We start from the raw sequence: 25782 nt of genomic DNA, 5'->3' as shown, positions 1-25782 counted from the left end.
TCATGTCCGAACGTCATCCCATTGTTGCCATCACGGGTTCGTCAGGCGCGGGTACCAGCACGGTGCAGCGTACCTTCGAGGAGATCTTCCGCCGCGAAGGCGTCACTGCCGCCGTCATCGAAGGTGACAGCTTTCACGCCCTCGACCGCAAGGCGATGCGCGCCCGCCTGAACGAAGCCGAAGCCGATGGCACGCTGTCTCACTTCAGCCACTTCGGCCCCGAAGCCAATCTGTTTGCCGAACTCGAGCAGTTGTTTCGCAGCTACGCCGAGACCGGCAGCGGCCATCGGCGCAAGTACCTGCACAGCCTCGAAGAAGCCAACGTACATCACCAGGAACCGGGCACCTTCACCCCATGGGAAGAGATCCCCGCGGGCACCGACCTGTTGTTCTACGAAGGTCTGCACGGCGCGGTGCAGCACGAGGGCATCGACGTCGCCCGCTTTCCCGATCTGCTGATCGGCGTGGTGCCGGTCATCAACCTGGAGTGGATCCAGAAGCTGCACCGCGACAAGAGCACCCGCGGCTATTCGACCGAAGCGGTGACCGACACCATCCTGCGCCGCATGCATGACTATGTGCATTACATCTGCCCACAGTTCGCCCGTACCCATGTGAACTTCCAGCGCGTACCGATGGTGGACACCTCCAACCCCTTCATCGCCCGGGCCATTCCCACCGCGGACGAGTCGATGGTGGTGATCCGGTTCGCCAACCCGAAGGGCATCGACTTCCCCTACCTGCAGAACATGATCCACGGCAGCTTCATGAGCCGCGCCAATACCATCGTCGTGCCCGGCGGCAAGATGGAACTGGCCATGCAGCTGATCTTCACCCCCTTCATCTGGCGGCTGATCGAACGGCGGCGAAAGCTGCTTTGACGACGCGCCAAGGCGTCGCTCCGTGCCCGCCTTCATCCAGCCTCCCCAAATCTCCGGAGTCCCTCATGAACATGCGCCTCTCCCAGACCGCCCAGGACACCCTCTGCGCCAACGCCTTGCGCTTTCTTGCCATCGACGCCGTCGAGGCCGCCCAGTCCGGCCATCCGGGCATGCCGATGGGCATGGCCGAGATCGCTGTCGCGCTATGGACCCGTCACCTCAAGCACGACCCCGCCGACCCGGCCTGGCCCGACCGCGACCGCTTCGTGCTCAGCAACGGCCACGGCTCCATGCTGCTCTATGGCCTGCTCCATCTCAGTGGCTATGACCTGCCACTGGACGAACTCAAGCGCTTCCGCCAACTCGGCAGCAAGACCCCGGGGCATCCCGAGTACGGCCATACCCCGGGCGTGGAAACCACCACGGGCCCGCTGGGTCAGGGCCTGGCCAACGCAGTCGGCATGGCCCTGGCGGAGAAGCGTCTCGCGGCAGAGTTCAACAAGCCTGAGCACACGCTGGTCAATCACCACACCTGGGTCTTCCTGGGCGATGGCTGCCTGATGGAAGGCGTCAGCCACGAAGCAGCCAGCTTTGCCGGCGTGCAACGCCTGTCGAAGCTGATCGCGCTGTGGGACGACAATCGCATCTCCATCGACGGCGACGTCGCCGGCTGGTTCGGCGACCACACCCCGGCGCGCTTCCGCGCCTACGGCTGGAACGTCATCGAAGCGGTCGACGGACATGACATCGACGCCATCGACCGCGCCATCCGCGAGGCACGTACCCATGCCGACAACGATGCCGGCCCCACGCTGATCTGCTGCCGCACCACCATCGGCCGCGGCAGTCCCAGCCGGGCCGGCACCGCCGGCATCCACGGCGCACCGCTGGGTCCGGACGAGATTGCCGCCACCCGCGAAGCGCTGGGCTGGGATCACCCGCCTTTTCATGTGCCACAGGAGGTCCGCACCAGCTTCGACGCCCTCCGCATTGGAGCCAGCCAGCGCGCCACGTGGCAACAGCGACTCGACGCCTACCGGGCAGCCTGGCCCGAAGAAGCCGCAGAGTTCGAACGTCGTGTCAGCGGTAAGCTGCCCACCGGCTTCAAGGTACTCGCCGACGCCATCCTGCGCGGTGTCAACAACGAAGGCGCCACCCTGGCCAGCCGCAAAGCCAGCCAACAGGCCATCGGCCGCCTGGCCCGGGCCCTGCCCGAGCTGATCGGCGGCTCGGCCGACCTCACCCACTCCAACCTCACCGACTGGCCCGGCTGCGGCGCCATGCGGGCCGATGCCAGTGGTCGCCACATCAACTGGGGTGTGCGCGAATTCGGCATGGCCGCGGCGCTGAACGGCATCGCGCTTCATGGCGGCCTGCTGCCTTTCGGCGCCACCTTCCTGGTGTTCTCGGACTACGCCCGCAACGCCATCCGCATGAGCGCGCTGATGCGTTTGCGCACCATCTACGTGATGACCCACGACTCGATCGGCCTCGGCGAGGACGGCCCCACCCACCAACCCATCGAACATCTGCCCAGCCTGCGCCAGATTCCCGGCCTGGACGTCTGGCGGCCCTGCGATGCAGTGGAAACCCAGGCCGCCTGGAACAGTGCCGTGCAGCGCACCGATGGCCCCAGCCTGCTCGCCCTGTCACGCCAGAACCTGCCTCACCAGTCCCGCGATACCGGCCAGCTTGGCGACATTGCGCGTGGCGGCTACGTGTTGGCCGAAGCCACGCACGGTCCTGCAGCCGTCGTGCTGATCGCCACCGGCGCCGAGGTCGCGCTGGCGATGACCGCCCGCGACCGCCTTCAAGCCGACGGCATTCCCACCCGGGTGGTGTCGATGCCCTGCGCCAGCGCCTTTGACCGCCAACCCGCAGCCTGGCGCGATGCAGTGCTCCCACCAGGCTGCGCCCGGGTCGCAGTCGAGGCGGCACAGCCGGACGGCTGGTGGAAATATCTGGCTGGCGCGCCACGGGCCGCCGTGATTGGCATCGACCGGTTCGGCGAATCGGCACCTGCCGACGAGTTGAACGCCTTGTTCGGGTTCACCGCCGAACGCGTGGCGGACACCGCACGTCGCCTGCTGTGAATTCCCCCACCCCACGAGGAGACAGCATGACCATCAGAGTCGCAATCAACGGCTATGGCCGCATCGGGCGCAACGTGTTGCGCGCCCACTACGAGTCAACGAGACGGCATGATCTGGAGATCGTTGCCATCAACGATCTCGGCAGTCCGCAGACCAATGCCCACCTGACCCGCTACGACAGCGTGCATGGGCCCTTCCCGCATGCAGTAGAAACAAGCGATGGCGGGATGCAGGTGGCGGGCGACCCCATCCGGGTGTTCGCCGAACGCGACCCGGCACGCTTGCCCTGGGCTGAGTTGGGCATCGATGTGGTGCTGGAATGCACCGGCCTGTTTACCCGCCGCGACCAGGCGGCGGCCCACCTGGAGGCAGGTGCCCGCAAGGTGCTCGTCTCGGCCCCAGCGGAGGATGCCGACGCGACCGTGGTCTACGGTGTCAACGATCAGACCCTGCGCGCGCGCCACCAGATCGTGTCGAATGCCAGTTGCACCACCAACTGCCTCGCCCCGCTTGCATTTGCACTGCACCGGCCACTAGGCATCGTACGTGGGCAGATGGTCACCATCCACTCCTACACCAATGACCAGGTGCTGATCGACGTTCATCACGCCGACCTGCGTCGCGCCCGCTCGGCCACCCAATCGCTGATCCCCACCCGCACAGGTGCCGCCGCCGCGGTCGGGCTGGTGCTTCCGGAACTGGCCGGACGGCTGGACGGCTATGCGATGCGGGTTCCGACGCCCAATGTATCCTTCACCCACTTCACCTTCGTCGCTGCGCGCGAAACCTCGGTCGACGAGGTCAACGACCTGGTACGCGAGGCCGCCCACGGCGCGCTGCGCGGCATCCTCGGCGTCAACACCCTGCCGCTGGTGTCCTGCGACTTCAACCACAACCCGCACTCCAGCCTGTTCGATAGCACCTTGACCAAGGTCGACAAGGATCTGGTCACGGTCACCGCCTGGTACGACAACGAATGGGGCTTTTCCAACCGCATGCTCGACACCGCCTGCGCCATGATGGAGGCCGACTGACATGGCCCTGATCGCACTCCGCCCGCTGCTGGACCACGCTGCCGCCCACGACTACGGCATTCCGGCATTCAACATCAACAACATGGAACAGATCCAGGCCATCATGCAGGCCGCGGCCGAGACCGACAGCCCGGTCATCCTGCAGGCTTCGGCCGGTGCACGGGGCTATGCCGGTGCAGCCTTCCTGCGCAAGATGGTCGAAGCCGCGGTCGAACAGTGGCCGGACATCCCGATCTGCCTGCACCAGGACCACGGTGCCAGCCCGGCCGTGTGCCAGCAAGCCATCCGCAACGGTTTCACCAGCGTGATGATGGACGGCTCGCTGCTCGAGGATATGAAAACCCCGGCCAGTTACGACTACAACCTGACGGTCACTCGTCGTGTGGTCGACATGGCACACGCGGTGGGTGTATCGGTAGAGGGCGAACTCGGCTGCCTCGGTTCGCTGGAGACGGGTGAAGCCGGTGAGGAAGACGGCGTGGGTGCGACCGGCATCCTGGCGCACGGCCAGATGCTGACCGACCCGGAGCAAGCGGCGGATTTCGTTGCCATCACTGGCGTCGATGCACTGGCGGTGGCCATCGGCACCAGCCACGGCGCATGGAAGTTCAGCCGACCGCCTACCGGTGACATCCTGGACATCGACCGCATCGCGGCCATTCATCGCCGCCTTCCCAACACGCATCTGGTCATGCATGGCTCATCGAGCGTGCCGCAGGAGTGGCTGCGCATCATCCGCGAGCATGGCGGTGATATTGGCGAAACCTACGGCGTGCCGGTCGAGGCCATTGTTGCGGGCATCCGTCACGGGGTGCGCAAGATCAACATCGACACCGATCTACGCCTGGCAATGAGTGGTGCAATCCGCCGCCTGGCCGACACCGACCGGTGCGAATTCGACCCGCGCAAGTTCTTCAAGGCGGCTCGCGACGCCGCAGCCGGCATCTGCAGGGAGCGCTTCGAGGCCTTCGGTTGCGCGGGCCAGGCCAGCCACGTTGGATCACAAAGGCATCACATCCCGCACGCGAATCGTCACACCCAGCGCATCGCCTGATCTCATTTTCGACTCCCTGCCCCTTGCGGGCCCTTTTTGCCGCCGCCGGGTTCCGGTGGCGGTTTTTTCTTGCGCACTAAACCTGTAATGTCAGGACAGCATGATTCATCAAAAAAGCATTGACACAGCAGTGAATTAGGGTAAAGTGCGAGTCATTGTGCACTGCAACATCACCACCAAAGGAGTAATACCATGGCCGCCATGCCCGAATTCAAGAACCCGATCGAAACCGTCCAGGCCCTGATGGCCATGCAGGCGGAAACCATTGGCAAGTCCATCGAACTGCAGAAGAAGTCCGGCGAAGAGCTGATGGCCTTCTTCCAGACCGAAGCCCAGAAGGCCGCCAAGCTGAAGACGCCGGAAGAAGTCGTGCGCTTCAACGTCGATGCCAACACCGCACTGTTCAAGCTGCTGCAAGCTCAGGGCGAAGCCTTCAGCGCACTGGCCACCGAAGTCAGCCAGACCGCCATGTCCAAGCTGCAGAGCCTGGCCAAGTAAGCACCCGCTTCAAGCCTCACACCAAAGCCCTGACGGCAGACCGCCGTCGGGGCTTTTTTCATGCTGGCGGGCCGACTCGGTGCTAGCATTCCGACCCCATGCGAATCGAAGAACTTCTCCAGCGGCTGCAGGCACTGGGCGCCAAACCAACCCACCAGGCGCGGGTGATGCGTGCCTGGTTGCAAGGGCAGCCCCTCGACAGCGGCCCTCGCGCCGCCGAAAACGTGCTGCCGCTCGCCCTACGCCAAGCCCTGCCTGAGCTGAGTGCCGAGTTGAGCGCGCTGGCCGCGCTCGGCTCCGAGCACCCCGCCGAAGACGGCTCGGCTCGCCTGCTGGTCCGGCTGACCGATGGTCAGATGGTGGAAAGCGTGCTGTTGCCGCGCGATGGCGTGTGCATCTCGTCCCAGGTCGGTTGCGCGGTCGGCTGCGTGTTCTGCATGACCGGACGTGACGGCCTGCTGCGTCAGCTCGGCAGCGCCGAGATGGTGGCCCAGGTCGTGCTGGCACGCACTCGCCGCAAGGTTCGCAAGGTGGTGTTCATGGGCATGGGCGAGCCCTCGCACAATCTCGACAACGTCATCGAGGCGATCGAAACCCTGGGCACCTACGGCGACATTGGTCACAAGAACCTGGTGCTGTCCACGGTGGGTGACCTGCGGGTGTTCGAGCGCTTGCCGCAGATGCAGGTCAAGCCCGCGCTGGCCCTGTCGCTACACACGACCAAGACCGAGCTGCGCGCCCGTCTGCTGCCCAAGGCACCGCCGATGACCCCCGAGGCGCTGGTCGAGCTCGGCGAGCACTACGCACGTGCGACCGGCTATCCGATCCAGTATCAATGGACCCTGCTAAAGGGCATCAACGACGGCATGGACGAGATGGAAGGCATCGTCCGCCTGCTGTCAGGCAAGTTTGCGATGATGAACCTGATCCCCTACAACACCGTGGAGGAACTGGATTTCCAGCGCCCCGACTGGGAGCAGGCCTCCGAACTGGGACGCTGGCTGCATCGCCGGGGCATCCTGACCAAACTGCGGCACTCGGCCGGTCAGGATGTGGACGGCGGCTGCGGTCAGCTGCGCGCGCGCAGCATCCGGCTGCATCCGCGCAAGCGCCGCAGCGATACGCTACCGGGCGCACCGTCAGCTTAGGTTTCTCCCCCGCCCCACCGATCCGACAAACTGGACATCGGGGTGGGCATGTTCCCCAGCACCTCATCCAGCGTTGCCAATGCCTCCGGATAGCGGAAATCGCCCACCTGCCGAGCGAAGATAGCGTAGTACCGGCCCATGCACGCACGGAACAGCGCAGCCTGCTCACCGAGCAACTGGTTTGCCCGCATGTTCGAAGCGGAGAGCAGATCCCTCATGCTGGCAGCACATCGTCGCCAGTCATGTTCATCCACGGCCATGGCGACATCAGGCAAGCTGCTCACCTGCACGACAGGACTGTCTTCAGCAGGCGCATGCGGCAGCCACCTGAGCAGGGTGTCATAGAGCACCGCCGGATCGACCGGTTTGGGCACAAAGTCATCCATCCCCGCGGCCTCGCACGCCTTGCGATGCTCTTCGAACACCCCCGCGGTCATCGCCACGACCGGCGTCTGCCGGTTGCGCCCCGCCTGCCGTATCGCCCGTGCCGCGGTCAGGCCATCCATGACCGGCATCTCGATGTCCATCAGGATCAGCTCGAAGGGCTCACTGGCGCACAGCGTAACGGCTTCCGCTCCATTGCCCGCAGTCGCAGCATCAAGACCCACCGCGCGCAACAAGGCACTGGCGACTTCCCGACTGACCGGGTTGTCCTCAACCACCAGCAGGCGCGCGCCAGCCCGCGTCCGCTGCAACAACTCACGCGCGTCGGCCTGAGGTGATGCTGCACCCACCGCGACACCGGAAGCACGCTCCAGTCGCGCAGTAAACCAGAACAAGCTGCCACGCCCGGGTGTGCTGTGGAGCCCAACCTCACCCCCCATCAGGCCGGCAAGACGGCGGTTGATCGCCAGTCCCAGGCCGGTCCCCCCATAGCGTCGAGTGGTTGAAACGTCGCCCTGCTCAAACGCCCGGAAAAGCTCACCGTGCTTCTCCACCGGTATGCCGATACCGGTATCCTCCACCTCGAATCGCAGCAGCACGGTCTCTCCCTGCGCCCCCACGACCTTGACCCGGACCGCGACACGCCCCCGCTCGGTGAATTTGACCGCATTGCTGACGTAGTTCAGCAATACCTGACTGATCCGGGTCGGATCGCCGATCAGCCCATCAGGCACATCCCCTGCGCTGAAACCGAGCTCGATGCCCTTGTCCGTTGCCTGCGCCACGACGAGGGCACGAACGTGCTCGAGCACCCCTTGCAGCGAGAATCGCGTGTGCTCCAGCACCATACGCCCAGCCTCGACCTTGGACAGGTCAAGAATGTCGTTGATGATCGACATCAGGTGGCGGGCTGCCTGCTCGATCTTGTCCAGCCGCTCGACCTGCCGCGGCGCGGGAGCGTCGGTCTGCAGCAAGTGGGTCAGCCCGAGGATGGCATTCATCGGCGTACGGATCTCATGGCTCATGTTGGCCAGAAAGGCACTCTTTGCGCGGCTCGCTGCCTCCGCTTGTCCAATGGCGACCGTCAGTTCAGTCGTACGACTGGAGACCAGTTCTTCCAGACTCTGACGGTAGCGTTCGAGCTCTGCCTCGGTTTTCTTCTTCTCGGTGATATCTTCCTGAATGGACAGATAATGCGTCACCTGGCCGTTGGCTTGAAGGATCGGGGCCACCCGGGCGAACACCGTGTAGGGACTGCCATCCTTGCGCCGATTGACAAACTCCCCTGCCCAGCACTCGCCACGTGCCAACGCTGCCCACAGCGCATCGTAAGTTTCGCGCGGCGTATCCTCACTTCCCAGGGCCATCGCGGGGCAGCCGACCACCTCGTCCCGAGTCATGCCACTATGGGTGAAGAAAGCCTGGTTGGCGTATTCGATACACCCCTCAAGGTCGGTGATGATGACGCTCTCCGGGCTCTGCTCAACAGCCAAGGACAGCTTGCGCAATTCCATCTCGCGGGCGCGCGCCTCCGTGATGTCGCGCGCAACGCCAAACAGGCCAACAACCTGACCACTTCCGTCACGCAGCGGCCCCTTGGTTGACGCATAGACGACCGTTCCATTAGCGGTGGAGAGCGTCTCCTCAAACGCGATGATCTTGCCAAGCACCATCGCCCGGCGGTCGTTCTCCATCACCAGCTTGGCCTGTTCAGGCGGAAACAGCACCCGATCGTCGTGCCCCAGCACCTCGCTTACCGACTTTCCACTCGCCTCTGCCGCCGCACGATTGAACAACAGATAACGCCCTTGCAGATCCTTGGCAAAGATCGCATCGGTTGAACTGTTGGCCACGGTGTTGAGCAGCTCCAGGGCACGCAGACGGCGGGACTGCTCGACCCGTTGCCGGTGACTCGCCTGCTCGACCTGGGTCAGCAATCGATGCACCAGACCGTATAGCAGCACAGTAGTGAAACCCACAAAGGCCAAGCCCTTGAAGGTCTGAATGCGGGCCTGATCCGCCGCACCACTGAAGAACATATCGACAACACGATCGGACAACACGATCCACAGCACCGCAAACCCCAGGTAGGGCAGCACGACGCGAAGAACCGAGCGATGGACCCGCACTGGCGGAAATCCCTCAAGGTGCTCCGGATGCTCGCGGTCACTCATCGGACGTCCAGCACATCATCATCGGCGTCGCGATAGCGCTCGGCCACCGCCACAAACTCGGCGTAAGTCTCGATAAAGGCACCAACGACATCCGGATCGAAATGTGACCCTCGCCCGGCCTCAATCAACCCTTTTGCCCGCTCCAGCGAAAACGCCGGCTTGTAGGGCCGGGGGGTGGTCAATGCGTCGAACACATCGGCGACCGCCATCAGACGCGCAGAAACCGGAATTGCATCGGCCACGAGCTGATCCGGATAGCCCGTACCGTCCCAACGTTCGTGATGCCAGCGCGCGATCTCCTTGGCCAGCGCAAGAAAGGGCACGGGCCGCTCGATGTCACGCTCGACCAGTCCGATCGCGTCCGCACCAAGCCGGGCATGGGTCTTCATGACCTCCCACTCTGCCGGGGTCAGCGAGCCCGGCTTCATCAGGATATGATCCGGCACGCCCACCTTGCCGATGTCGTGCAGGGGCGCCGAGCGCACCAGCAACTGAACATATTTGTCGGTCAGGATGTCCGCAAAGCGCGGATGCGTGCGCAAACGCCCCGCCAGCAACCCGACGTAGGCCTGTGTCCGCATGATGTGGTAGCCGGTGTCCGAGTCGCGGGTTTCGGCCAGATGCGCCAGCGCACGGATCGTGACCAACTGGGTGAGATCGTTCTCCTCCATGCGACGCGCAACTTCGCGTTCGAGAAAGGCATTCTGATGCTGCAACCAGTCACGCGCACGCTTGAGTTCCAGCTGGTTACGCACCCGGGCCAGCACCACTGCCGGCTGCAGCGGTTTGGTGATGTAATCCGCAGCACCTTGCTCGAGGCCACGCTCTTCGTCACCGGGGCTATCCAGCGCGGTCAGGAAGATGACGGGAATGTCGCAGGTCCGCGGGTTGTCCTGAATGCGCGCGAGCACCTCGTAACCATCCATCTCCGGCATCATGATGTCGAGCAGCACGAGATCGGGCAGGGATTCACCCGCCAGGATCTCCAGCGCCCGCGGCCCGGACGGTGCAGCCAGCACGTTGTAGGACGGCTGCAACAAGGAACCCAGCACCAGCAGGTTGTCGGGCACATCGTCGACGATCAGGATGGTGCTTGCCGCATCGGCCAACCCCACCGCCTGCGCACGTTCTCCTACCAGATCTGCCGGCATTGTCAGCAAGCCATCCTGGACCATTGTCTCTCGCACCACGCTGTTATCGCTTTCATTCCGCACCCCGCTTGCAAGGATACTGGCAATCCGGTGCGGACGCCCACTGGCACCGCCAGCCGCCTGACAGCACGAGTGGAAATCAATGTTCCTGCCAGCCGGGACGCTCGAACGCGGCGACGAGGTAATCGACCAGCACACGAATCTTCACCGACAAGTGCTTGCGCGACGGATATACCGCGTAGATCCCCAATTCAGCCCCGCGACTGTCGGGCAGCACCTCTACCAGGCGCCCGGCAGCCAGATCACGCCCCACCAGGAAATCCGGTTGCAGTACCAGTCCCTGATGCGCCAGCGCCACCGCACGGCAGGTATCCCCATTATTGGTCTGCATACGCGGCCGGGTCAGCACCTCGCGGGGCCCGTCCGGCGTATCGAAACGCCAGACATCGCCCTGTGCAGCATAGCTGTAGGCAATGACTGGATGGCGGGCAATGTCTTCCACGCTGGCAGGCCGACCGTGGCGCGCCAGATATTCCGGACTGGCGCAGAGCACGATGCGGGTCGTCGCCAGGCGCCGATGAACCAGCGAGGAGTCCTGCAGCCGGCTGATACGGATCACCAGGTCATAGCCTTCCTCGACCACATCGACGAGCCGGTCGGAAAGCGTCACCTCGAGGTCGACATCCGGATAGCGCTCCATGAATCCGCCCCACTGCGAAGCAAGATGCAGCAGACCGAAGGAAAACGGTGCGTTGATGCGCAGACGGCCCACCGGGTGGCCGGTGACCTGTCCGACAGCACGCTCGGCCTCTTCAAGCTCGGCAAGGATCTGCTTGCAGTGTCCGTAATAGGCGCGCCCGGCCTCGGTCAGCGACAAGCGTCGCGTCGTGCGCTGCAGCAGGCGTGCACCGAGCCGGGCCTCAAGCTCCATCACCGCGCGGGAAACAGCCGCCTTCGATGCGCGCAGCACCTCGGCGGCGGCGACGAAGCTGCCGCATTCGACGACGGCGACAAAGCTGTTCATTTCGCGAAAGCGATCCATACCTTCATCCAGGGAAAAATCCTGCACTGCAAAGCGGATCTGACCGTAAGCGCCCCCAAGGCAAACATGCGCCTTTGTGCGGCACTGCGTCCCTGACCGGGATCCACAGCAGGCATCACGGCAGAAGTTGCGATCATTCGCGCCACAACGGCAACAATTGTCTCAAAAAACGAAACAGTCAATCATGGGATTCGATATTTATCACGCCAAGATCTATCAATAGAGTACGACCATCCACAGTCACAGCACAGAGACGTCATTCAGACCGCACCATGAGACAAGCCAGCCTGTTCATCTCCCACGGTTCACCGACCTTTGCCCTGGAGCCCGGCCTGCTTGGGCCACAACTGAGCAACCTGGGGTATCACCTGCCGCGGCCACGCGCAGTACTCGTGGTATCACCGCACTGGATGTCACGCCAGCTCGAGATTCTGGCCGCACCCGCGCTCGACACCGTCCACGACTTCGGCGGCTTCCCCGCCGCGCTCTACCGCCTGAGCTACGCGGCGCCCGGCGCGCCCGATATTGCGGTTGCCACCCGACAAGTACTGGCACGCGCCGGTCTGGATGCCGTACTGAACATGGAGCGCGGCCGCGACCATGGGGCCTGGGTGCCACTGATGCACCTCTATCCGGAGGCGGATATCCCGGTGATCCAGCTATCGCAACCGGCAACGCCCTCACCCCTGGCACTGTTCGAGCTGGGCCAGGCACTCGCGCCGCTACGCGACCAGGGTGTCATGATCATTGGCTCCGGCAGTCTGACCCACAATCTTTACGAACTGCGCCGGGACGAAGCCGCGCAGGATGCCGACGAAGGTTATGCCCGCCACTTTGCCGACTGGGTATGGACACAGATCGAGCAGGACCGCCTCGACGCCCTGTTCGATTACCGCCGACAGGCACCCGCGGCCCTCCGCGCACACCCAACGGATGAGCACTTCCTGCCGCTGTTCCTGGCACTTGGTGCCGCTCAAGGCGAACGCCGGCAGGCTCGTCGCCTGCGCGGTGGCACCACGTATGGCGTACTCTCCATGGACAGCTTCGTGTTCGGTGGCCCGTCATCCGGTGCTGACACATCGACCACGGCCACTGAAGCGCTTTCTGCCACCCCATCGGGAGCACCGCAATGAACACGCGCTACACCCGTACTGCAATCTCGCTGCACTGGCTGGTCGCGCTCGGTCTGTTCGGTGCCTTCGGGCTCGGGCTGTACATGACCGATCTGCCGCTGTCACCCTACAAGCTGAAGCTGTATTCCTGGCACAAATGGGCCGGGGTCAGCCTGTTCCTGCTGGTGCTGTTCCGGCTCGGCTGGCGTCTTGGCCACCCGCCTCCGCCCTTGCCCATGAGCATGCCCGCGATATTGCGCGTCATTGCCCACCTGACCCATGCACTGCTTTATGTGCTGATGATCGCCATTCCGCTCAGTGGCTGGCTGATGAGCTCGGCCAAGGGCTTTCAGACCGTCTGGTTCGGTCTGCTGCCGCTGCCTGATCTGGTGGCAAAAAATGCGGAGCTCGGCGACCAGCTGCAGTGGCTGCACATGACGCTCAACTACGTACTTGCCGCCCTCGTCATCGCCCACATTGGTGCCGCCCTCAAACACCGCTTCATCGACCGCGACGACATCCTGAGCCGCATGCTGCCGAGCGCCCGGAAGTGAAGCACCACTTTCAACAGGAGCCCCCAATGCACTCCGCCCCCACCTCCGATCGCAGCATCACACGCATGTCACGCCCCTTGCGCTCATGGCGCCTCCCCCTCATTGCCAGCGCAGCCGCTTGGCTGCTTGCTGGCGGGATGATGACCAGCAGTGCCCTGGCGGCCGAATTCACCCGGATCGATACCGTAGCCAGCCAGATCAGCTTCCACTACACCCAGATGGGAGTCGGCATGGACGGGCACTTCAGCGGCTTCACTGCGGACATCCGCTTCGATCCCGCCCGGCCCGAAACCGCCCGTGCGGTGCTTCAGCTCGAACTGTCAAGCATCGACACCGGCTCCACCGAGGCCAACAGCGAGGTCAAGGCCCCCACCTGGTTCGATACCGCCAAGCATCCCAAAGCGCATTTTGAAGCCAGCTCGATCAAGGCCCTGGGCGGCAACCGTTACGAAGCCACCGGCACGCTCACGATAAAGGGCCGTAGCCGCCCCGTAACCGCGCCCTTCACCTTCACCCCGCAGGGTCGCACCGCGGTGGTGGACGGCAGCTTCGTCCTCAAGCGCGGGGATTTCTCCATTGGCGAGGGCGAGTGGGCCGACTACGCCATCGTCGGAAACGAGATCCGCATCGGCTTCAAGCTGCATGCCCTGCAAGCGCTGCCCTGACCCTGTAAGCTTTGCCCCGCGTCGCAGCAGCGCAAGTCGCGATGCTTGTCACCATCGCACCCCTGGGCAAGAATGCGGCATTCCGTCCGAGCGAGGACGCCATCATGCCCGCCCGCCACCATGCCCGCATTCGACCAACACCCCTTGCGCCAGTCGCTCAACGACGAGGTCCACGCCCGACCTCCCGTGCCACTGGACACCCCTGAGTTCATCAGCTACCTGGCAGTACTTCACCACGAGGGCAGCGCAGGCCGTGAGGCCAGCCATCTGGCCCTGCTCGCCGAACAGCTTGGTCTGCCCACACCCGATACATCAACCGGCCATGTGTCGCTCGACGCCGGCCGTTTCCGGCTGAAGTGGGAGCGTCACAACGAGTTCTCCAGCTACACCTTCTTCCGCCATATCGAGCAGGGTGATGCAGCCGACGAACACGCCCTGCTCGCCGTACCGGCAAGCTGGCGCAAGGACATTCCAGGACAACTGATTGCCGCCAGCCATATCGAGTTACGCTCGGTCAACGACGTGCCACCAGCGTCGGTCATGCAGCAGGTGTCACCCCACGGCAAGACGCTGGTCGCAGCGCAGGTCGCCGACGGGGCGGGCTGGGTGTTTACCGACTTTCACATTCATGACGGCTTCTCGCGCTTTCTGCTGCTCGATGCCGGGCTGACCCCACGTCAGGCAGGCCGCATGGTTCAACGTCTGGTCGAGATCGAGACCTACCGCGTCATGGCGCTGCTGGCCTTCCCGGTCGCAAAGGAAGTGGGGCGCCTGCTGTCCCGTGCCGAAGACGAACTGGCCGATCTGATGGATGGTCTGGAGCAGGCCCGTACCTCGGACGACGACCGGGTGATGCTCGGCCGCCTGACCCGGCTGGCCGCCGATGTAGAACGCTCGGTGGCGCGCACCACCTTCCGCTTTGGTGCCGCGGCCGCTTACTACCGGCTGGTGCAGCAACGCATCGACGAGTTGCGTGAAGTCCGCCTGGCCGGCTTTCCCACCATTCGCGAGTTCATGGAGCGCCGCCTCACGCCGGCAATCAACACCTGCGCCACCATTGCCAACCGGCAGGAGGACCTTTCTGGCCGGATCGCACGCAACTCGCAGTTGTTGCGCACCCGGGTGGATATCGAGCTGGAACGCCAGAACCAGGAGTTGCTGGCGCAGATGAACCGCCGCGCCAAGATCCAGTTGCACCTGCAGGAAACAGTGGAAGGCCTGTCAGTGGTAGCCATCACCTATTACGCCTCGCAACTGGTCAACTATATGGCCAAGGGCGGCAAGGACTACATCGCGCCAGCAACGCCGGAAATCATCACCGCCATTTCGATCCCGGTGATCGCCGGTCTGGTCGCAATCAGCCTGCGCAAGATGCGCAAGGCCCTGAGTGCGGAAGAGCACGCACCCCACTGACGATGATTGCCTGCCCCCTTGCCGGAACCCGGACGACCGAGACCCGGTGTGCGTAAACACGCTGCGGGATGGTCGGGCAGCCTCCTGGGGCAGCAGGCGCCGTCGTTGGCGCACAACGGACCGCCGTGCGGGCTGAATGCCCGCTCTCGCTTCGAGTGCGTCCAACTGCGGTTTCTAGGATAATCGCGCTTTGACTTGCTCGGAATCCCTGTCGTGACCACTCCGCTTTTTGAATCCTCCATCAAGAGCCTGCCCCTGCTTGGCCGCGGCAAGGTGCGTGACATCTACGCGATCGACGACGCCACCCTGCTGATCGTCACCAGCGACCGGCTTTCGGCCTTCGATGTGATCCTGCCCAATCCGATTCCCGACAAGGGCAAGGTACTGACGGCGATGGCCAATTTCTGGTTTGCCAAGCTGGGCCACATCGTGCCCAACCAGCTGACCGGTATCGACCCGGAAACCGTGGTCGCAGCCGACGAACGTGAGCAGGTCCGCGGCCGCGCGCTGGTGGTCAAGCGTCTTAAGCCGCTACCGATCGAGGCGGTCGTGCGTGGCTATGTCATCGGCTCCGGCTGGAAGGATTATCAGGATACCGGCGCAATCTGCGGAATCGCGTTGCCCGCCGGGCTGCAACAGGCCGCCAGGCTGCCCGCACCCATCTTCACCCCGGCGTCGAAGGCCGAAGTCGGTGATCACGACGAGAACATCTCCTTCGCCCAGGCTCAGGTCAACTGCGAACGCGAGCTTGCCGACGCCCTCAACGGCACAGGCAAGCACGGCGCGGCGCTGGCCGAAGAAGCACGTCAGGCCGCAATCGCGCTCTACACCCAGGCTGCGGACTACGCTGCCACCCGCGGCATCATCATTGCCGACACCAAGTTCGAGTTTGGCATCGACAAGGCCGGCACCCTGCACCTGATTGACGAAGCCCTGACACCGGACTCCTCGCGTTTCTGGCCCGCCGACAGCTACCGCGAAGGCATCAGTCCGCCGTCCTACGACAAGCAGTATGTGCGCGACTACCTCGAGACCCTGGACTGGAACAAGAAAGCACCGGGTCCCAATCTTCCGGCAGACGTCATCGAGCACACTGCCGCCAAGTACCGTGAGGCCTTCACCCGCCTGACCGGTCAGGCCTGGGCCTGACCGGCGCCCCCTCCCCGACACAGGGGAGGGGCATCACGCGCCCCGCTCGCACGGGGCCGTACAAATACAACAATCAGAACGAGGGCCGAGCGCCCCGCGGAGACAGCATGAACAGCCAGACTTCCGGTCGTGGGCTGGCGATGGCCATTGTCATCGCTGCCTATATCCTGTCCTTCTTCCATCGCTTCGCGCCGGCCGGCATCGCCCAGGATCTGGCGCTGGCCTTCCAGACCAGCGCAGCCTCGCTGGGTGCGCTGGCAGCCACCTATTTCTATGTCTACACGCTGATGCAGGTCCCCACCGGCATCCTCGTCGATACACTCGGCGCTCGGCGCATCCTGGTCATCGGTAGCCTGATCGCAGCTGCCGGCAGCGGTCTGTTCGGCATGGCCGACGGCCTGCAGGCCGCGCTGGTCGGTCGTACGCTGATCGGCCTGGGCGTCTCCGTCGTGTTCATCGCCATGCTGAAGCTGATTGCGGTGTGGTTCGACGAGCGCCGTTTTGCAACCCTGGTGGGGCTGGCCATGCTGCTGGGCAACCTCGGCTCGATGCTGGCCGGTGCGCCGCTTGCTGCGCTGGCCGAGCACGTATCGTGGCGCGGCATCTACTTCGCGCTCGCTGCAATCTCGGTGCTGATCGCGGTCGGCTCCTTCCTGTTGATACAGGACCAGACGACCGACACCGACGCCAAGCCGCGCTTCGACCGCACCGTGATCGTCAATGGCTTGAACGGCGTACTGCGCAACCGTGCAACCTGGCCCGCCGTGTGGACCAACTTTGGCCTGGCCGGCAGCTTCTTCGCCTTTGCCGGACTGTGGGCCACCCCCTATCTGGTGCAGGTACACAAGCTCACGCGCGTGGAGGCGGCCAGTCACCTGTCGCTCTACTTTGCCGGCTTCGCCGTGGGTTGCCTGGCCATTGGCAGCCTGTCCGACCGACTCGGTCGACGCAAGCCGGTGCTGATCGGTGCCAGTCTGTTGTACTTCCTGCTATGGCTGGTCTGGCTGTCGGCAGTGCGCATGCCGATCGGCCTGACCTACACCCTGTTCGGCTTGATGGGCATCGCCACCGCCAGCTTTGCGCTGACCTGGGCCTGCGCCAAGGAGGTCAATCCACCCCAGTTGTCGGGCATGAGCACCAGCGTGACCAACATGGGCGGCTTCCTGGCCGGTGCGCTGCTGCAGCCTGCAGTCGGCGCCATCATGGACCTGGGATGGGACGGCACGATCGTCGATGGCGTGCGTATCTACTCGGTAACGGACTTCCGCCTTGGCATTGGTCTGATCGCACTTGCGGGTCTGATCGGCCTGCTGTCGAGCCTGTTCCTGCGTGAAACAGGCTGTCGCAACATCTGGAGGCCTGCAACACCCTAAGCGGACCAGACGGTCGGCCAGACCGCTGGAAAAAACCGCGAACTCTTTTGCATGCGCATTCTCTAAGAGCATGCCGGGAGCGATCCCCGAGCAACAGGGCGACGCCCGGCATTCCTTATCCCGATGGAGGTTGCCATGGACAAGTCATTTCACCCGCTCGACCAGCATTTCAACATGCCGCAGGTTCGACATGTCGAAGCCTCGCGACCATTCCGATGGCTGGCAATGGGCATGAGCGACATGCGCGACAATCTGGTCGCCAGCCTGAGTTACGGGCTGTTCTTCGCCGTGCTCGGCTATCTCATCCTCGCCTACGCCGCCGATATGCCCTACCTGTTCACCGCCGCGGTGTCAGGCTTCTTCCTGGTCGGCCCACTTGCTGCAGCAGGCTTGTACGAGATCTCGCGCCGGCATGATGCAGGGCGTCCGGCAAGTTTCGCCGACTCGCTGTCCGGCCTGCGAGAGCACAGCGACGGACTAGCCTACTTCGGGGTTTTCCTTGCGATTGCGCTGATCGGCTGGGAACGGATCTCCGCCATTCTGTTCGCGCTGTTCTACCAGGGCAATGTCCCTGATCTGGCCAACTTCTACAGCGATGTGTTCCTGTCTGGCGATTACCTGCACTTTGTCGTGGCCTACATGGTGGTGGGTGGCATCCTGGCTGCCATCGTGTTCTCGCTGATGGCGGTCGCGATCCCGATGGTCATGGACCGCAAGACCGACAACATCACCGCTGCCATGACCAGCATGCGCGCAGTCGGCGTCAATCTGGGCGCGATGGCGGTGTGGGCAGCGATGATCGTGGTGCTGGTCGGCATCGGGTTTGCCACGATGATGATCGGCATGGTGGTCCTGCTACCCCTGCTCGGCCACGCAACCTGGCATGCCTACAAGGATCTGGTCGACTGAAACCTGACGCCCGATCAATTTCGCCAAGGGCGCCGATAGCGGCGCCCTTGTGTTTTTTTGCGGCACAATAGGGACATTACTCGCTCAACATCGACCCGGACATCATGGAAGACACCCTCGCAACCAATCCCCTGCTCGATTTCAGCGGACTGCCGCGCTTTGCCGACGTCCGCCCCGAACATGTTGCACCAGCGGTACGCAGCCTGCTGGAAGACTACCGCACGCTGATCGACCAGCTGACCCGCGATGCCGCCCAGCCCACCTGGGACAGCTTCATCGTTCCGATGACCGAGGCCGGCGAGCGCGTGGGCCGCGCCTGGGGCGTGGTGGGCCACCTGCATAGCGTGATGGACCTGCCGGAATGGCGCGAGGCCTACAACGCCATGCTGCCGGAGGTATCGCGCTTCTATGCCGAACTTGGCCAGAACCTGGCGCTCTTCCACAAGTACAAGGCGCTGCACGACAGTCCCGAATACGCCACCCTGTCGCCGGTACGTCAACGCATCCTCGATCACGAGGTGCGTGATTTCCGTCTGTCCGGGGCAGAGCTTCCCGACGCGCTCAAGCCGCGCTTCCAGGCCATTCAGGAGGCGCTCTCGCAACTCGGAGCCAAGTTCTCCGAAAACCTGCTCGACGCCACCAACGCCCATGCCGAATGGATCGAAGCCGAAGCCGATCTGTCCGGCATTCCCGACGACGCCCGCAGCGCCGCACGGGCTGCGGCAGAAAAGGACGGCAAGCCGGGCTGGAAGTTCACCCTGCAGATGCCGTCCTACCTGCCGGTCATGCAGTATGCAGACAACCGGGCCCTGCGCGAGCGCATGTATCGCGCGTATGCGACCCGCGCATCGGAGTTCGGCAAGGCGGAATGGGATAACGGCCCGCTGATCGGCCGCATTCTGGCGCTGCGCCAGGAAGAATCCAGAATGCTGGGCTACCGCAGCTTCGCCGAGGTCTCGCTGGTGCCAAAGATGGCGGACTCACCTGAACAGGTGTTGGGCTTCCTGCGTGAGCTGGCAGCCAAGGCCAAGCCGTTTGCGGTACGTGATCTCGAAGAGCTGCGTGCCTTTGCCGCCGCAGAGCTGGGGCTGGATGACCTGCAGCCGTGGGACGTGTCCTATGCCGCCGAAAAGCTGCGGCAGGCGCGTTACGACTATTCCGACCAGGAGGTCAAGCAGTACTTCCCGGAACCCAAGGTGCTGGACGGCCTGTTCGGGGTCATCCGTGCGCTGTATGGCGTCGACATCCTGCCCGACGAAGCGCCACGCTGGGATCCGGACACCCGCTTCTACCGCATCGAGAAGAACGGCGACCTGGTCGGACACTTCTACCTCGACCTTCATGCGCGCGAGACCAAGCGCGGCGGCGCATGGATGGACTCAGCCCGCAGCCGTTATCGGGGCACCCAGGGCAGCACGACCCCGGTCGCCTATCTGGTGTGCAACTTCCCGGGGCCGGTCGACGGCAAGCCCGCGACCTTCAGTCATGATGACGTGCTGACCCTGTTCCACGAAGCCGGCCATGGGCTGCACCATCTGCTGACCCGCATCGAGGAACTGGCGGTGTCCGGCATCCATGGTGTGGAATGGGACGCGGTCGAACTCCCCAGCCAGTTCATGGAGAACTTCTGCTGGGAGTGGGACGTGCTGTGCGGCATGACGGCCCATGTTGATACCGGCGAACCGTTGCCGCGGTCGCTGTATGACAAGATGATCGCGGCAAAGAACTTCCAGAGCGGCATGCAGACCGTGCGCCAGCTGGAGTTCTCGATGTTCGACCTGCGCCTGCACGACGAGGTGCAGCCGGACAGCAACGCAGCCGAAGCCAGTGTTGCCATCGATAAGGTCATGGGGCTGCTCGACGAGGTCCGTCAGGAGGTCGCAGTGTTGATTCCGCCGGCCTGGCACCGCTTCCCCAACAGTTTCTCGCACATCTTCGCTGGCGGATATGCTGCGGGTTACTATAGCTACAAGTGGGCGGAAGTGCTGTCTGCGGACGCCTTTGAGGCGTTCGAAGAGGCGGGTGCCGGCAAGGGCAGCCTGCTCGATGCAGAGACTGGCGCACGCTTCTGGCGCGAAATCCTTGCCGTGGGCGGCAGCCGTCCAGCCCTGGAATCGTTCAAGGCCTTCCGTGGTCGCGAGCCACGGGTGGATGCCCTGTTGCGACACAACGGAATGGTGACTGCATGAAAACGCCTGCCCTGCTTCTCTCCCTGTTGATGCTCGCCAGTGCGGGCATGGTCTCCGCGCAGACGACCTATCGCTGGGTGGATGAGCGTGGGCAGGTGCATTTTTCCGACCAGCCGCCGCCGGCCTCTGCCCGGCAGGCGGAGGAGCGGCGCTACTCCGGCTCACGTGCGGACACGGTACCCAGCTACACCGAACGCAAGCTGACCGAAGATTTTCCGGTCACGCTTTATACGGCCGACAGTTGCGAGGACATCTGCGTACAAGCCCGCTCTCTGCTCGACAAGCGTGGTATTTCCTATACCGAAATCAAACTTGTCACCGAAGAGGATCTGGAAAAATACCGGGCGATCTTCGGCAGCCCCGAGGAAGTCCCCGCGCTGACCGTTGGCAGCCAGCCTTTCAAGGGCTTCGGCCCTGAGAGCTGGAACAGGCTGCTCGACACCGCAGGGTATCCACGCACCTTGCCGCCCCGCAACTGAACGACTACCTCGGCATCATCCGCACCTTGCCCATCTCCGCCAGCGGGCGGGGAACACCAACATGGAAGCCCTGCGCGTAGTCGACACCGATCTCGCGCAGCACCTCCAGAATCGCCTCGTCCTCGACGAATTCAGCAATCGTCGCCAGACCCATCGTATGGCCAATGGTGTGGATGGCCTGCACCATGGCACGGTCGGTCGGGTCGGTCGCGATATCCCGCACGAAGGAGCCGTCGATCTTCAGATAATCCACGGGCAAGGTCTTGAGATAGGCAAACGAGGACAGACCACTGCCAAAGTCATCCAGTGCGAAAGCGCAACCAAGCTGTTTGACCTCGGCAATGAAGCTCACCACCCTCGACAGGTTGGCCACTGCAGAACTCTCGGTGATCTCCAGGCAGATGGCGCCAGGCGGCAAGGCTGCACGCTCCAGCCCCGCGCGGATATCAGCCAGCAAGCGCTCGTCGCTGAGCGAATTGCCCGACAGGTTGATGCACCAGGTCCCCTCGACCCGACCTTCCTTGCGATAGGTGTCGCCGACCCAGGCCAGTACATTGCGAAACACCCATTCATCGATACGCGGCATCAGATTGTAGCGTTCTGCTGCCGGAATGAAGCTCCCCGGGCTGATCAGGCGCCCGTCTTCCTCGAGTCGGACCAGGATCTCGAAGTGCACCGCCTCACCCGGTGTCAGCGGCACGATCGGCTGCACGTACAACCTCAGCCTGTCCTCATCGAGCGCGCTGTGCAGACGCGCCACCCATTGCATCTGGCCGTGACGCTCAGCCAGTTGATCGTCATCGGGACGATAGAGATGCACCCGGTTGCGCCCACCTTCCTTGGCCGCATAGCAGGCCGTATCAGCAGCCGACAGGATGCGCCCCATGTCGCGATCGGACTCGGTCACCGGTACCAGACCGATACTGACCCCGATCGAGAACGATTTACCCTCCCAGGCAAAGCGATAATCACGGATCGCTTCGCGGAAGCCTTCGGCCATGCGCAAGGCCTGGTCGACCGGGCAGCTGAAGAAAATCACACCAAACTCATCGCCCCCCAGCCGAGCCAGCAGATCGGCACTACGCATGCGTTGCCGCATCAAGGTACTGACCTGCCGCAGGAGCTCATCACCGGCAACATGGCCGCAGGTGTCGTTCACCACCTTGAACTGGTCCAGATCAAGGTAGCAGACGATATGTGAAACCGCCGGATCAATGCCGGCCGTCAGCATCTCGGCCAGGCGTCTTTCGAACTCCCGACGGTTGGGAATGCCGGTCAGGGCATCGTGACTGGCCTGGCGGGTCAGCTCACGGGTCAGGTTCAAGGTCAACGTGACGTCGTGACAGACCAGGACGACACCAATCAGATAACCCAGACGGCTGCGGATGGGTGCGGCGGTATCCTGCACCGGGATGCGCTCACCGTCGCGGCGCACCAGAAGGCCATGATCCTCCGACCGGGTTTCATGCCCCTGTGCCAACACGAGCCGTACGGGATTCTCCAGCGGACGGCCCGAAAGTTCATCCTCAAGACGGTAAATGGTCGCAATGTTGCGCCCACGCGCCTCTTCCAGCGACCAACCGGTCAGACGCTCGGCTGTCGGGTTCAGGTATTGCACCGCACCCGACTCGTCGGTGGTGATCACGCCGTCTCCGATCGAGGCCAGTGTCACCTGGGCCAGGTCCCGCTCACGCTGCAACTGGTCCGCCATCTGTCGCCGCTCGGTGACATCCCGGACCAGACCGGTGAACATCGCTGCGCCGTCCACCAGGCCTTCGCTGACGGACACCTCCAGCACCCGGGGCTCTGCCCCCCGCCGGTGCAGGCGCAGTTCGGTCTTGTCCTGCGCCGCCATCAGGCGCTCGACCTGATGTTCAGGGACGATGGGCGGGTCGGCGAGCAAGCGGGCCAGACTCATTCCCACACCTTGCCCCGCCGCAAGTCCGAACAGCTTTTCAGCGCCGGGATTGACGCTGCGCAGGACACCATCCCGGCCAAAAGTGATGATGCCGTCACGCATGTCACGCACAATGGCGCGGGTCTGCTCCACTGCACGTTCCAGTGCCGACATCATCCGGTTGTAGCCGGCAGCGATCTGCCCGACCTCGGAGAAAGGCTCCACTGGCGCCCGTACTGACAACTGCCCGGTACGCTCCTGCAACTCCATCACCTGCAGCAACTCCATCAACTCGGTACGGGCCCCATGTTCGGACACATTGAGCCCGATCCGCTCGTCCTCGGCCGAGACCCGCAGCGGCAAAAAGCGATCCAGCACGCGCAGCAACACCCAGGCCATGCCAAAAGACCACAGCCCGCAGGCCACCACACCGGCAAGTTGCACCAGCAGTTGCTCACCACGCCCCAGTCCTGATGCAAACGCAGCGGAATCCCCCAACAGCGCAAGCGCCAGCGTGCCCCACACCCCCGCAGCAAGATGCGCAGGAATGGCACCCACGGCATCGTCGATCCTGCGACGCAGCAAGGCCTCATGACACAGCACCATGACGAGGGCTCCACCGGTACCCACCAGGATCGCGGCGCCCGTACCCAACAGGTGGGCGCCCGCAGTCACCGCCACCAGACCGGCAATGGCGCCGTTCAGGGTGTGCACCACATCGGCATAGCCTCGCAAGCGCCATCCCATGAGCAACCCGACCAGGATGCCGCCCACTGCACCCAGCACCGTATTGGCAAGGATGCCCGGCACCCGCTCATTCAGGGCCAGCGTGCTTCCGCCATTGAATCCGAGCCAGCCAAACAGCAGCAGCATCACTCCCAGCATCGCCATCGGCAGGTTACCGCCCGACATCGGCTGTTGCGCATCGCGCCCCTCAAAACGCCCACTTCTGGGGCCAATGATCAGTACCGCGGCCAGCGCGACCCAGCCCCCCACGCTGTGAACAACCGTTGCCCCGGCGAAATCAATGAACCCCAATTCGGCCAGCCAGCCACGCGGTCCCCCGAGCACCCCACCCCAGGCCCAATGCCCGAAAACCGGGTAGATCAAACCTGCCACCAGTGCCGCCACCAGCAAATAAGCGGCAAACCGCATCCGCTCCGCCACCGCGCCGGACACAATGGTCGCTGCGGTAGAGCAGAACATCGCCTGAAACAGGAAGAATGCCGTCAGCGAGTTCGTACTCCCATGGCCAACCTCGGGCATGAAGCCCTCCAGGCCCAGCCAGCCCAGTTTGCTGGCACCGAACATCAGGCCAAAACCGACGCCCCAGTAGAGCGCCACCGCAATGGCAAAATCGACGACGTTCTTGATCGCCACATTGATCGCATTCCGGCTACGGGTCAGCCCCGACTCCAGGCACAGGAAGCCCGGCTGCATCAGGAACACCAGGCCGGCGCAAACCAGCACCCACATCACATCGATGTCCACCGCACTCATTTGATCACCGGCCCCAGTCTTTACGCACAGGATCGGGGCAAATGCTCAAACCCGCTCGCCCTGCTTTGGTGCTTCTATCGCTAAAGAAATACATTCCAAGCCTCGATCCAATACTTCATAGTGCAACGAGCAAGAAAAGTGCCGCACCGCCATTGTGCGCATCGCACACATCCACTGATCTGCCGGATACGCTGCCGCCCAGCCGCACGAATGCGCTACCATCCGCCATTGACATCACAACGCGCATTGGGCATCAGCACACGCGGCCAGGGATCTGGCTGCGACGCGATGACACCCCATCGTCCGGAACTCTCATGAAAATTGCCACCTGGAATGTAAACTCCCTCAAGATCCGCCTGCCCCATGTCCTCGACTGGCTGGCAGCACATCGGCCTGACGCGCTCTGCCTGCAGGAACTCAAGATGGAGGACAAGGCCTTCCCGCTGGCCGAGATCGAGGCAGCGGGCTATCACGCCGTGTTCAGTGGCCAGAAAACCTATAACGGTGTCGCCATCATCAGCTCGACACCCACCGAGGACGTCGTACGCGGCATTCCTGGCTTCGAAGACGAGCAGAAGCGCATCATCGCCGCCACCGTGGGTGGCGTGAGGGTGATCTGCGGCTATTTTCCGAACGGACAGGCCGTCGGTTCGGACAAGTTCGAGTACAAGCTGCGTTGGCTCGAGGCGCTGACTGCATGGGTTCAGGCAGAGCTTGTCCGCTTTCCCGAGCTGGTCCTGACCGGTGACTTCAATATTGCGCCGGAAGACCGCGACGCACATCCTGACTGGGAGCATGAAATCCATGTCTCGGTGCCCGAACGTGAAGCGTTCCGCACCCTGACCGGTCTGGGGCTGGTCGATGCGTTCCGCCTGTTCGAGCAGCCTGAACGCAGTTTTTCGTGGTGGGACTACAGGATGATGGCGTTCCGTCGCAACATGGGTCTGCGCATCGATCATGTGCTGGTCTCGCCCAGTCTGCAAACTCAATGCCGCAGCTGCGTCGTCGACAAGGCGCCACGGCGGTTGGAGCGCCCATCCGACCACGCACCGGTGGTACTCGAGCTGAGTCGCTGAGCACCAC

Annotated in this window: 20 protein-coding genes; 16 read left to right on the top strand and 4 right to left on the bottom strand. The window is 63.6% G+C overall.

The window, feature by feature from the left end; genetic code table 11:
* Nucleotides 1-2: 2 nt before the first annotated feature.
* From DNK49_RS09150 to DNK49_RS09125, 6 genes are all read left to right on the top strand, one after another.
* On the top strand, nt 3-881 hold the full coding sequence (locus DNK49_RS09150; protein ID WP_110524040.1) for a phosphoribulokinase: 879 nt from the start codon (nt 3-5) through the stop codon (nt 879-881).
* Between the two features lie 65 nt (nt 882-946).
* Nucleotides 947-2974 (top strand): transketolase, encoded by a 2028-nt coding sequence (gene tkt, locus DNK49_RS09145; RefSeq protein ID WP_110524039.1) that lies wholly within the window; start codon nt 947-949, stop codon nt 2972-2974.
* A 26-nt stretch (nt 2975-3000) separates the two neighbouring features.
* Complete coding sequence (gap, locus tag DNK49_RS09140; protein ID WP_110524038.1) at nt 3001-4008, top strand: type I glyceraldehyde-3-phosphate dehydrogenase; 1008 nt, start codon at nt 3001-3003, stop codon at nt 4006-4008.
* A 1-nt stretch (nt 4009) separates the two neighbouring features.
* Nucleotides 4010-5062, top strand: a complete 1053-nt coding sequence (gene fba / locus DNK49_RS09135) for a class II fructose-bisphosphate aldolase (protein ID WP_110524037.1) — start codon at nt 4010-4012, stop codon at nt 5060-5062.
* Nucleotides 5063-5254: 192 nt separating this feature from the next.
* Nucleotides 5255-5560, top strand: a complete 306-nt coding sequence (locus DNK49_RS09130) for a hypothetical protein (RefSeq protein ID WP_110524036.1) — start codon at nt 5255-5257, stop codon at nt 5558-5560.
* Nucleotides 5561-5658: 98 nt separating this feature from the next.
* Nucleotides 5659-6708, top strand: a complete 1050-nt coding sequence (locus tag DNK49_RS09125; protein ID WP_110524035.1) for an RNA methyltransferase — start codon at nt 5659-5661, stop codon at nt 6706-6708.
* On the opposite strand, the gene DNK49_RS09120 is transcribed toward DNK49_RS09125, so the two are convergent.
* The 3 genes from DNK49_RS09120 to DNK49_RS09110 form a co-directional block, all read right to left on the bottom strand.
* Nucleotides 6705-9266 carry a hybrid sensor histidine kinase/response regulator gene (locus DNK49_RS09120; protein WP_110524034.1) on the bottom strand — a complete coding sequence of 854 codons (2562 nt, stop codon included), beginning with the start codon at nt 9264-9266 and terminating at the stop codon, nt 6705-6707. The two genes, DNK49_RS09125 and DNK49_RS09120, sit on opposite strands and share 4 nt — an antisense overlap.
* Nucleotides 9263-10417: a response regulator gene (locus DNK49_RS09115; protein ID WP_110524212.1), complete on the bottom strand. Its 1155-nt coding sequence runs from the start codon at nt 10415-10417 to the stop codon at nt 9263-9265. The genes DNK49_RS09120 and DNK49_RS09115 overlap by 4 nt, the downstream gene beginning before the upstream one ends.
* 139 nt (nt 10418-10556) lie before the next feature.
* The gene (locus DNK49_RS09110; RefSeq protein WP_110524033.1) at nt 10557-11459 is read right to left on the bottom strand and encodes a LysR family transcriptional regulator; all 903 of its coding nucleotides are present in this window, start codon (nt 11457-11459) and stop codon (nt 10557-10559) included.
* A gap of 272 nt (nt 11460-11731) precedes the next feature.
* On the opposite strand from DNK49_RS09110, the gene DNK49_RS09105 reads away from it, so the two are divergent.
* From DNK49_RS09105 to DNK49_RS09065, 9 genes are all read left to right on the top strand, one after another.
* The gene (locus DNK49_RS09105) at nt 11732-12592 is read left to right on the top strand and encodes a DODA-type extradiol aromatic ring-opening family dioxygenase (protein WP_110524032.1); all 861 of its coding nucleotides are present in this window, start codon (nt 11732-11734) and stop codon (nt 12590-12592) included.
* A complete protein-coding gene (locus tag DNK49_RS09100) occupies nt 12589-13125 on the top strand; it encodes a cytochrome b (protein ID WP_110524031.1) in 537 nt (178 codons plus the stop codon). Before DNK49_RS09105 ends, DNK49_RS09100 begins: the two co-directional genes overlap by 4 nt.
* Nucleotides 13126-13151: 26 nt before the next feature.
* Complete coding sequence (locus DNK49_RS09095) at nt 13152-13790, top strand: YceI family protein (RefSeq protein WP_243632292.1); 639 nt, start codon at nt 13152-13154, stop codon at nt 13788-13790.
* 120 nt (nt 13791-13910) lie between these two features.
* Complete coding sequence (locus tag DNK49_RS09090) at nt 13911-15203, top strand: DUF3422 family protein (RefSeq protein WP_110524030.1); 1293 nt, start codon at nt 13911-13913, stop codon at nt 15201-15203.
* 213 nt (nt 15204-15416) lie between these two features.
* Nucleotides 15417-16352, top strand: coding sequence for a phosphoribosylaminoimidazolesuccinocarboxamide synthase (locus DNK49_RS09085; RefSeq protein ID WP_110524029.1), 936 nt, complete (start codon nt 15417-15419; stop codon nt 16350-16352).
* A gap of 107 nt (nt 16353-16459) precedes the next feature.
* Entirely contained in the window at nt 16460-17725 is a 1266-nt protein-coding gene (locus tag DNK49_RS09080) for an MFS transporter (protein ID WP_110524028.1), read from the top strand.
* A 135-nt stretch (nt 17726-17860) separates the two neighbouring features.
* Nucleotides 17861-18634, top strand: coding sequence for a DUF2189 domain-containing protein (locus DNK49_RS09075; protein WP_110524027.1), 774 nt, complete (start codon nt 17861-17863; stop codon nt 18632-18634).
* A gap of 104 nt (nt 18635-18738) precedes the next feature.
* Nucleotides 18739-20823 (top strand): M3 family metallopeptidase, encoded by a 2085-nt coding sequence (locus DNK49_RS09070; RefSeq protein WP_110524026.1) that lies wholly within the window; start codon nt 18739-18741, stop codon nt 20821-20823.
* Nucleotides 20820-21302 carry a glutaredoxin family protein gene (locus tag DNK49_RS09065; RefSeq protein WP_110524025.1) on the top strand — a complete coding sequence of 161 codons (483 nt, stop codon included), beginning with the start codon at nt 20820-20822 and terminating at the stop codon, nt 21300-21302. Before DNK49_RS09070 ends, DNK49_RS09065 begins: the two co-directional genes overlap by 4 nt.
* A 4-nt stretch (nt 21303-21306) precedes the next feature.
* Here the strand turns inward: DNK49_RS09065 and amt are convergent, their stop codons facing one another.
* On the bottom strand, nt 21307-24699 hold the full coding sequence (gene amt / locus DNK49_RS09060) for an ammonium transporter (protein WP_110524024.1): 3393 nt from the start codon (nt 24697-24699) through the stop codon (nt 21307-21309).
* Nucleotides 24700-25013: 314 nt separating this feature from the next.
* Between amt and xth the strand changes: the two genes are divergently transcribed.
* Nucleotides 25014-25775, top strand: a complete 762-nt coding sequence (gene xth, locus DNK49_RS09055) for an exodeoxyribonuclease III (RefSeq protein WP_110524023.1) — start codon at nt 25014-25016, stop codon at nt 25773-25775.
* Nucleotides 25776-25782: the final 7 nt, after the last annotated feature.

The organism is Parazoarcus communis SWub3 = DSM 12120 (genome assembly GCF_003226565.1).
Classification (GTDB): Bacteria; Pseudomonadota; Gammaproteobacteria; order Burkholderiales; family Rhodocyclaceae; genus Parazoarcus; species Parazoarcus communis.
This window is presented reverse-complemented; position numbering and strand designations above follow the sequence as displayed.

What these genes read in the sequence shown, in the direction of transcription:
- DNK49_RS09090 (WP_110524030.1), top strand. Translation starts at nt 13,911, where the DNA reads ATGCCCGCATTCGACCAACACCCCTTGCGCCAGTCGCTCAACGACGAG.
- DNK49_RS09075 (WP_110524027.1), top strand. Translation starts at nt 17,861, where the DNA reads ATGGACAAGTCATTTCACCCGCTCGACCAGCATTTCAACATGCCGCAG.
- DNK49_RS09110 (WP_110524033.1), bottom strand. Translation starts at nt 11,459, where the DNA reads ATGGATCGCTTTCGCGAAATGAACAGCTTTGTCGCCGTCGTCGAATGC.
- DNK49_RS09130 (WP_110524036.1), top strand. Translation starts at nt 5,255, where the DNA reads ATGGCCGCCATGCCCGAATTCAAGAACCCGATCGAAACCGTCCAGGCC.
- DNK49_RS09100 (WP_110524031.1), top strand. Translation starts at nt 12,589, where the DNA reads ATGAACACGCGCTACACCCGTACTGCAATCTCGCTGCACTGGCTGGTC.
- xth (WP_110524023.1), top strand. Translation starts at nt 25,014, where the DNA reads ATGAAAATTGCCACCTGGAATGTAAACTCCCTCAAGATCCGCCTGCCC.
- DNK49_RS09150 (WP_110524040.1), top strand. Translation starts at nt 3, where the DNA reads ATGTCCGAACGTCATCCCATTGTTGCCATCACGGGTTCGTCAGGCGCG.
- DNK49_RS09070 (WP_110524026.1), top strand. Translation starts at nt 18,739, where the DNA reads ATGGAAGACACCCTCGCAACCAATCCCCTGCTCGATTTCAGCGGACTG.
- DNK49_RS09095 (WP_243632292.1), top strand. Translation starts at nt 13,152, where the DNA reads ATGCACTCCGCCCCCACCTCCGATCGCAGCATCACACGCATGTCACGC.
- gap (WP_110524038.1), top strand. Translation starts at nt 3,001, where the DNA reads ATGACCATCAGAGTCGCAATCAACGGCTATGGCCGCATCGGGCGCAAC.
- fba (WP_110524037.1), top strand. Translation starts at nt 4,010, where the DNA reads ATGGCCCTGATCGCACTCCGCCCGCTGCTGGACCACGCTGCCGCCCAC.
- tkt (WP_110524039.1), top strand. Translation starts at nt 947, where the DNA reads ATGAACATGCGCCTCTCCCAGACCGCCCAGGACACCCTCTGCGCCAAC.
- DNK49_RS09105 (WP_110524032.1), top strand. Translation starts at nt 11,732, where the DNA reads ATGAGACAAGCCAGCCTGTTCATCTCCCACGGTTCACCGACCTTTGCC.
- DNK49_RS09125 (WP_110524035.1), top strand. Translation starts at nt 5,659, where the DNA reads ATGCGAATCGAAGAACTTCTCCAGCGGCTGCAGGCACTGGGCGCCAAA.
- DNK49_RS09115 (WP_110524212.1), bottom strand. Translation starts at nt 10,417, where the DNA reads ATGCCGGCAGATCTGGTAGGAGAACGTGCGCAGGCGGTGGGGTTGGCC.
- DNK49_RS09065 (WP_110524025.1), top strand. Translation starts at nt 20,820, where the DNA reads ATGAAAACGCCTGCCCTGCTTCTCTCCCTGTTGATGCTCGCCAGTGCG.
- DNK49_RS09120 (WP_110524034.1), bottom strand. Translation starts at nt 9,266, where the DNA reads ATGAGTGACCGCGAGCATCCGGAGCACCTTGAGGGATTTCCGCCAGTG.
- amt (WP_110524024.1), bottom strand. Translation starts at nt 24,699, where the DNA reads ATGAGTGCGGTGGACATCGATGTGATGTGGGTGCTGGTTTGCGCCGGC.
- DNK49_RS09080 (WP_110524028.1), top strand. Translation starts at nt 16,460, where the DNA reads ATGAACAGCCAGACTTCCGGTCGTGGGCTGGCGATGGCCATTGTCATC.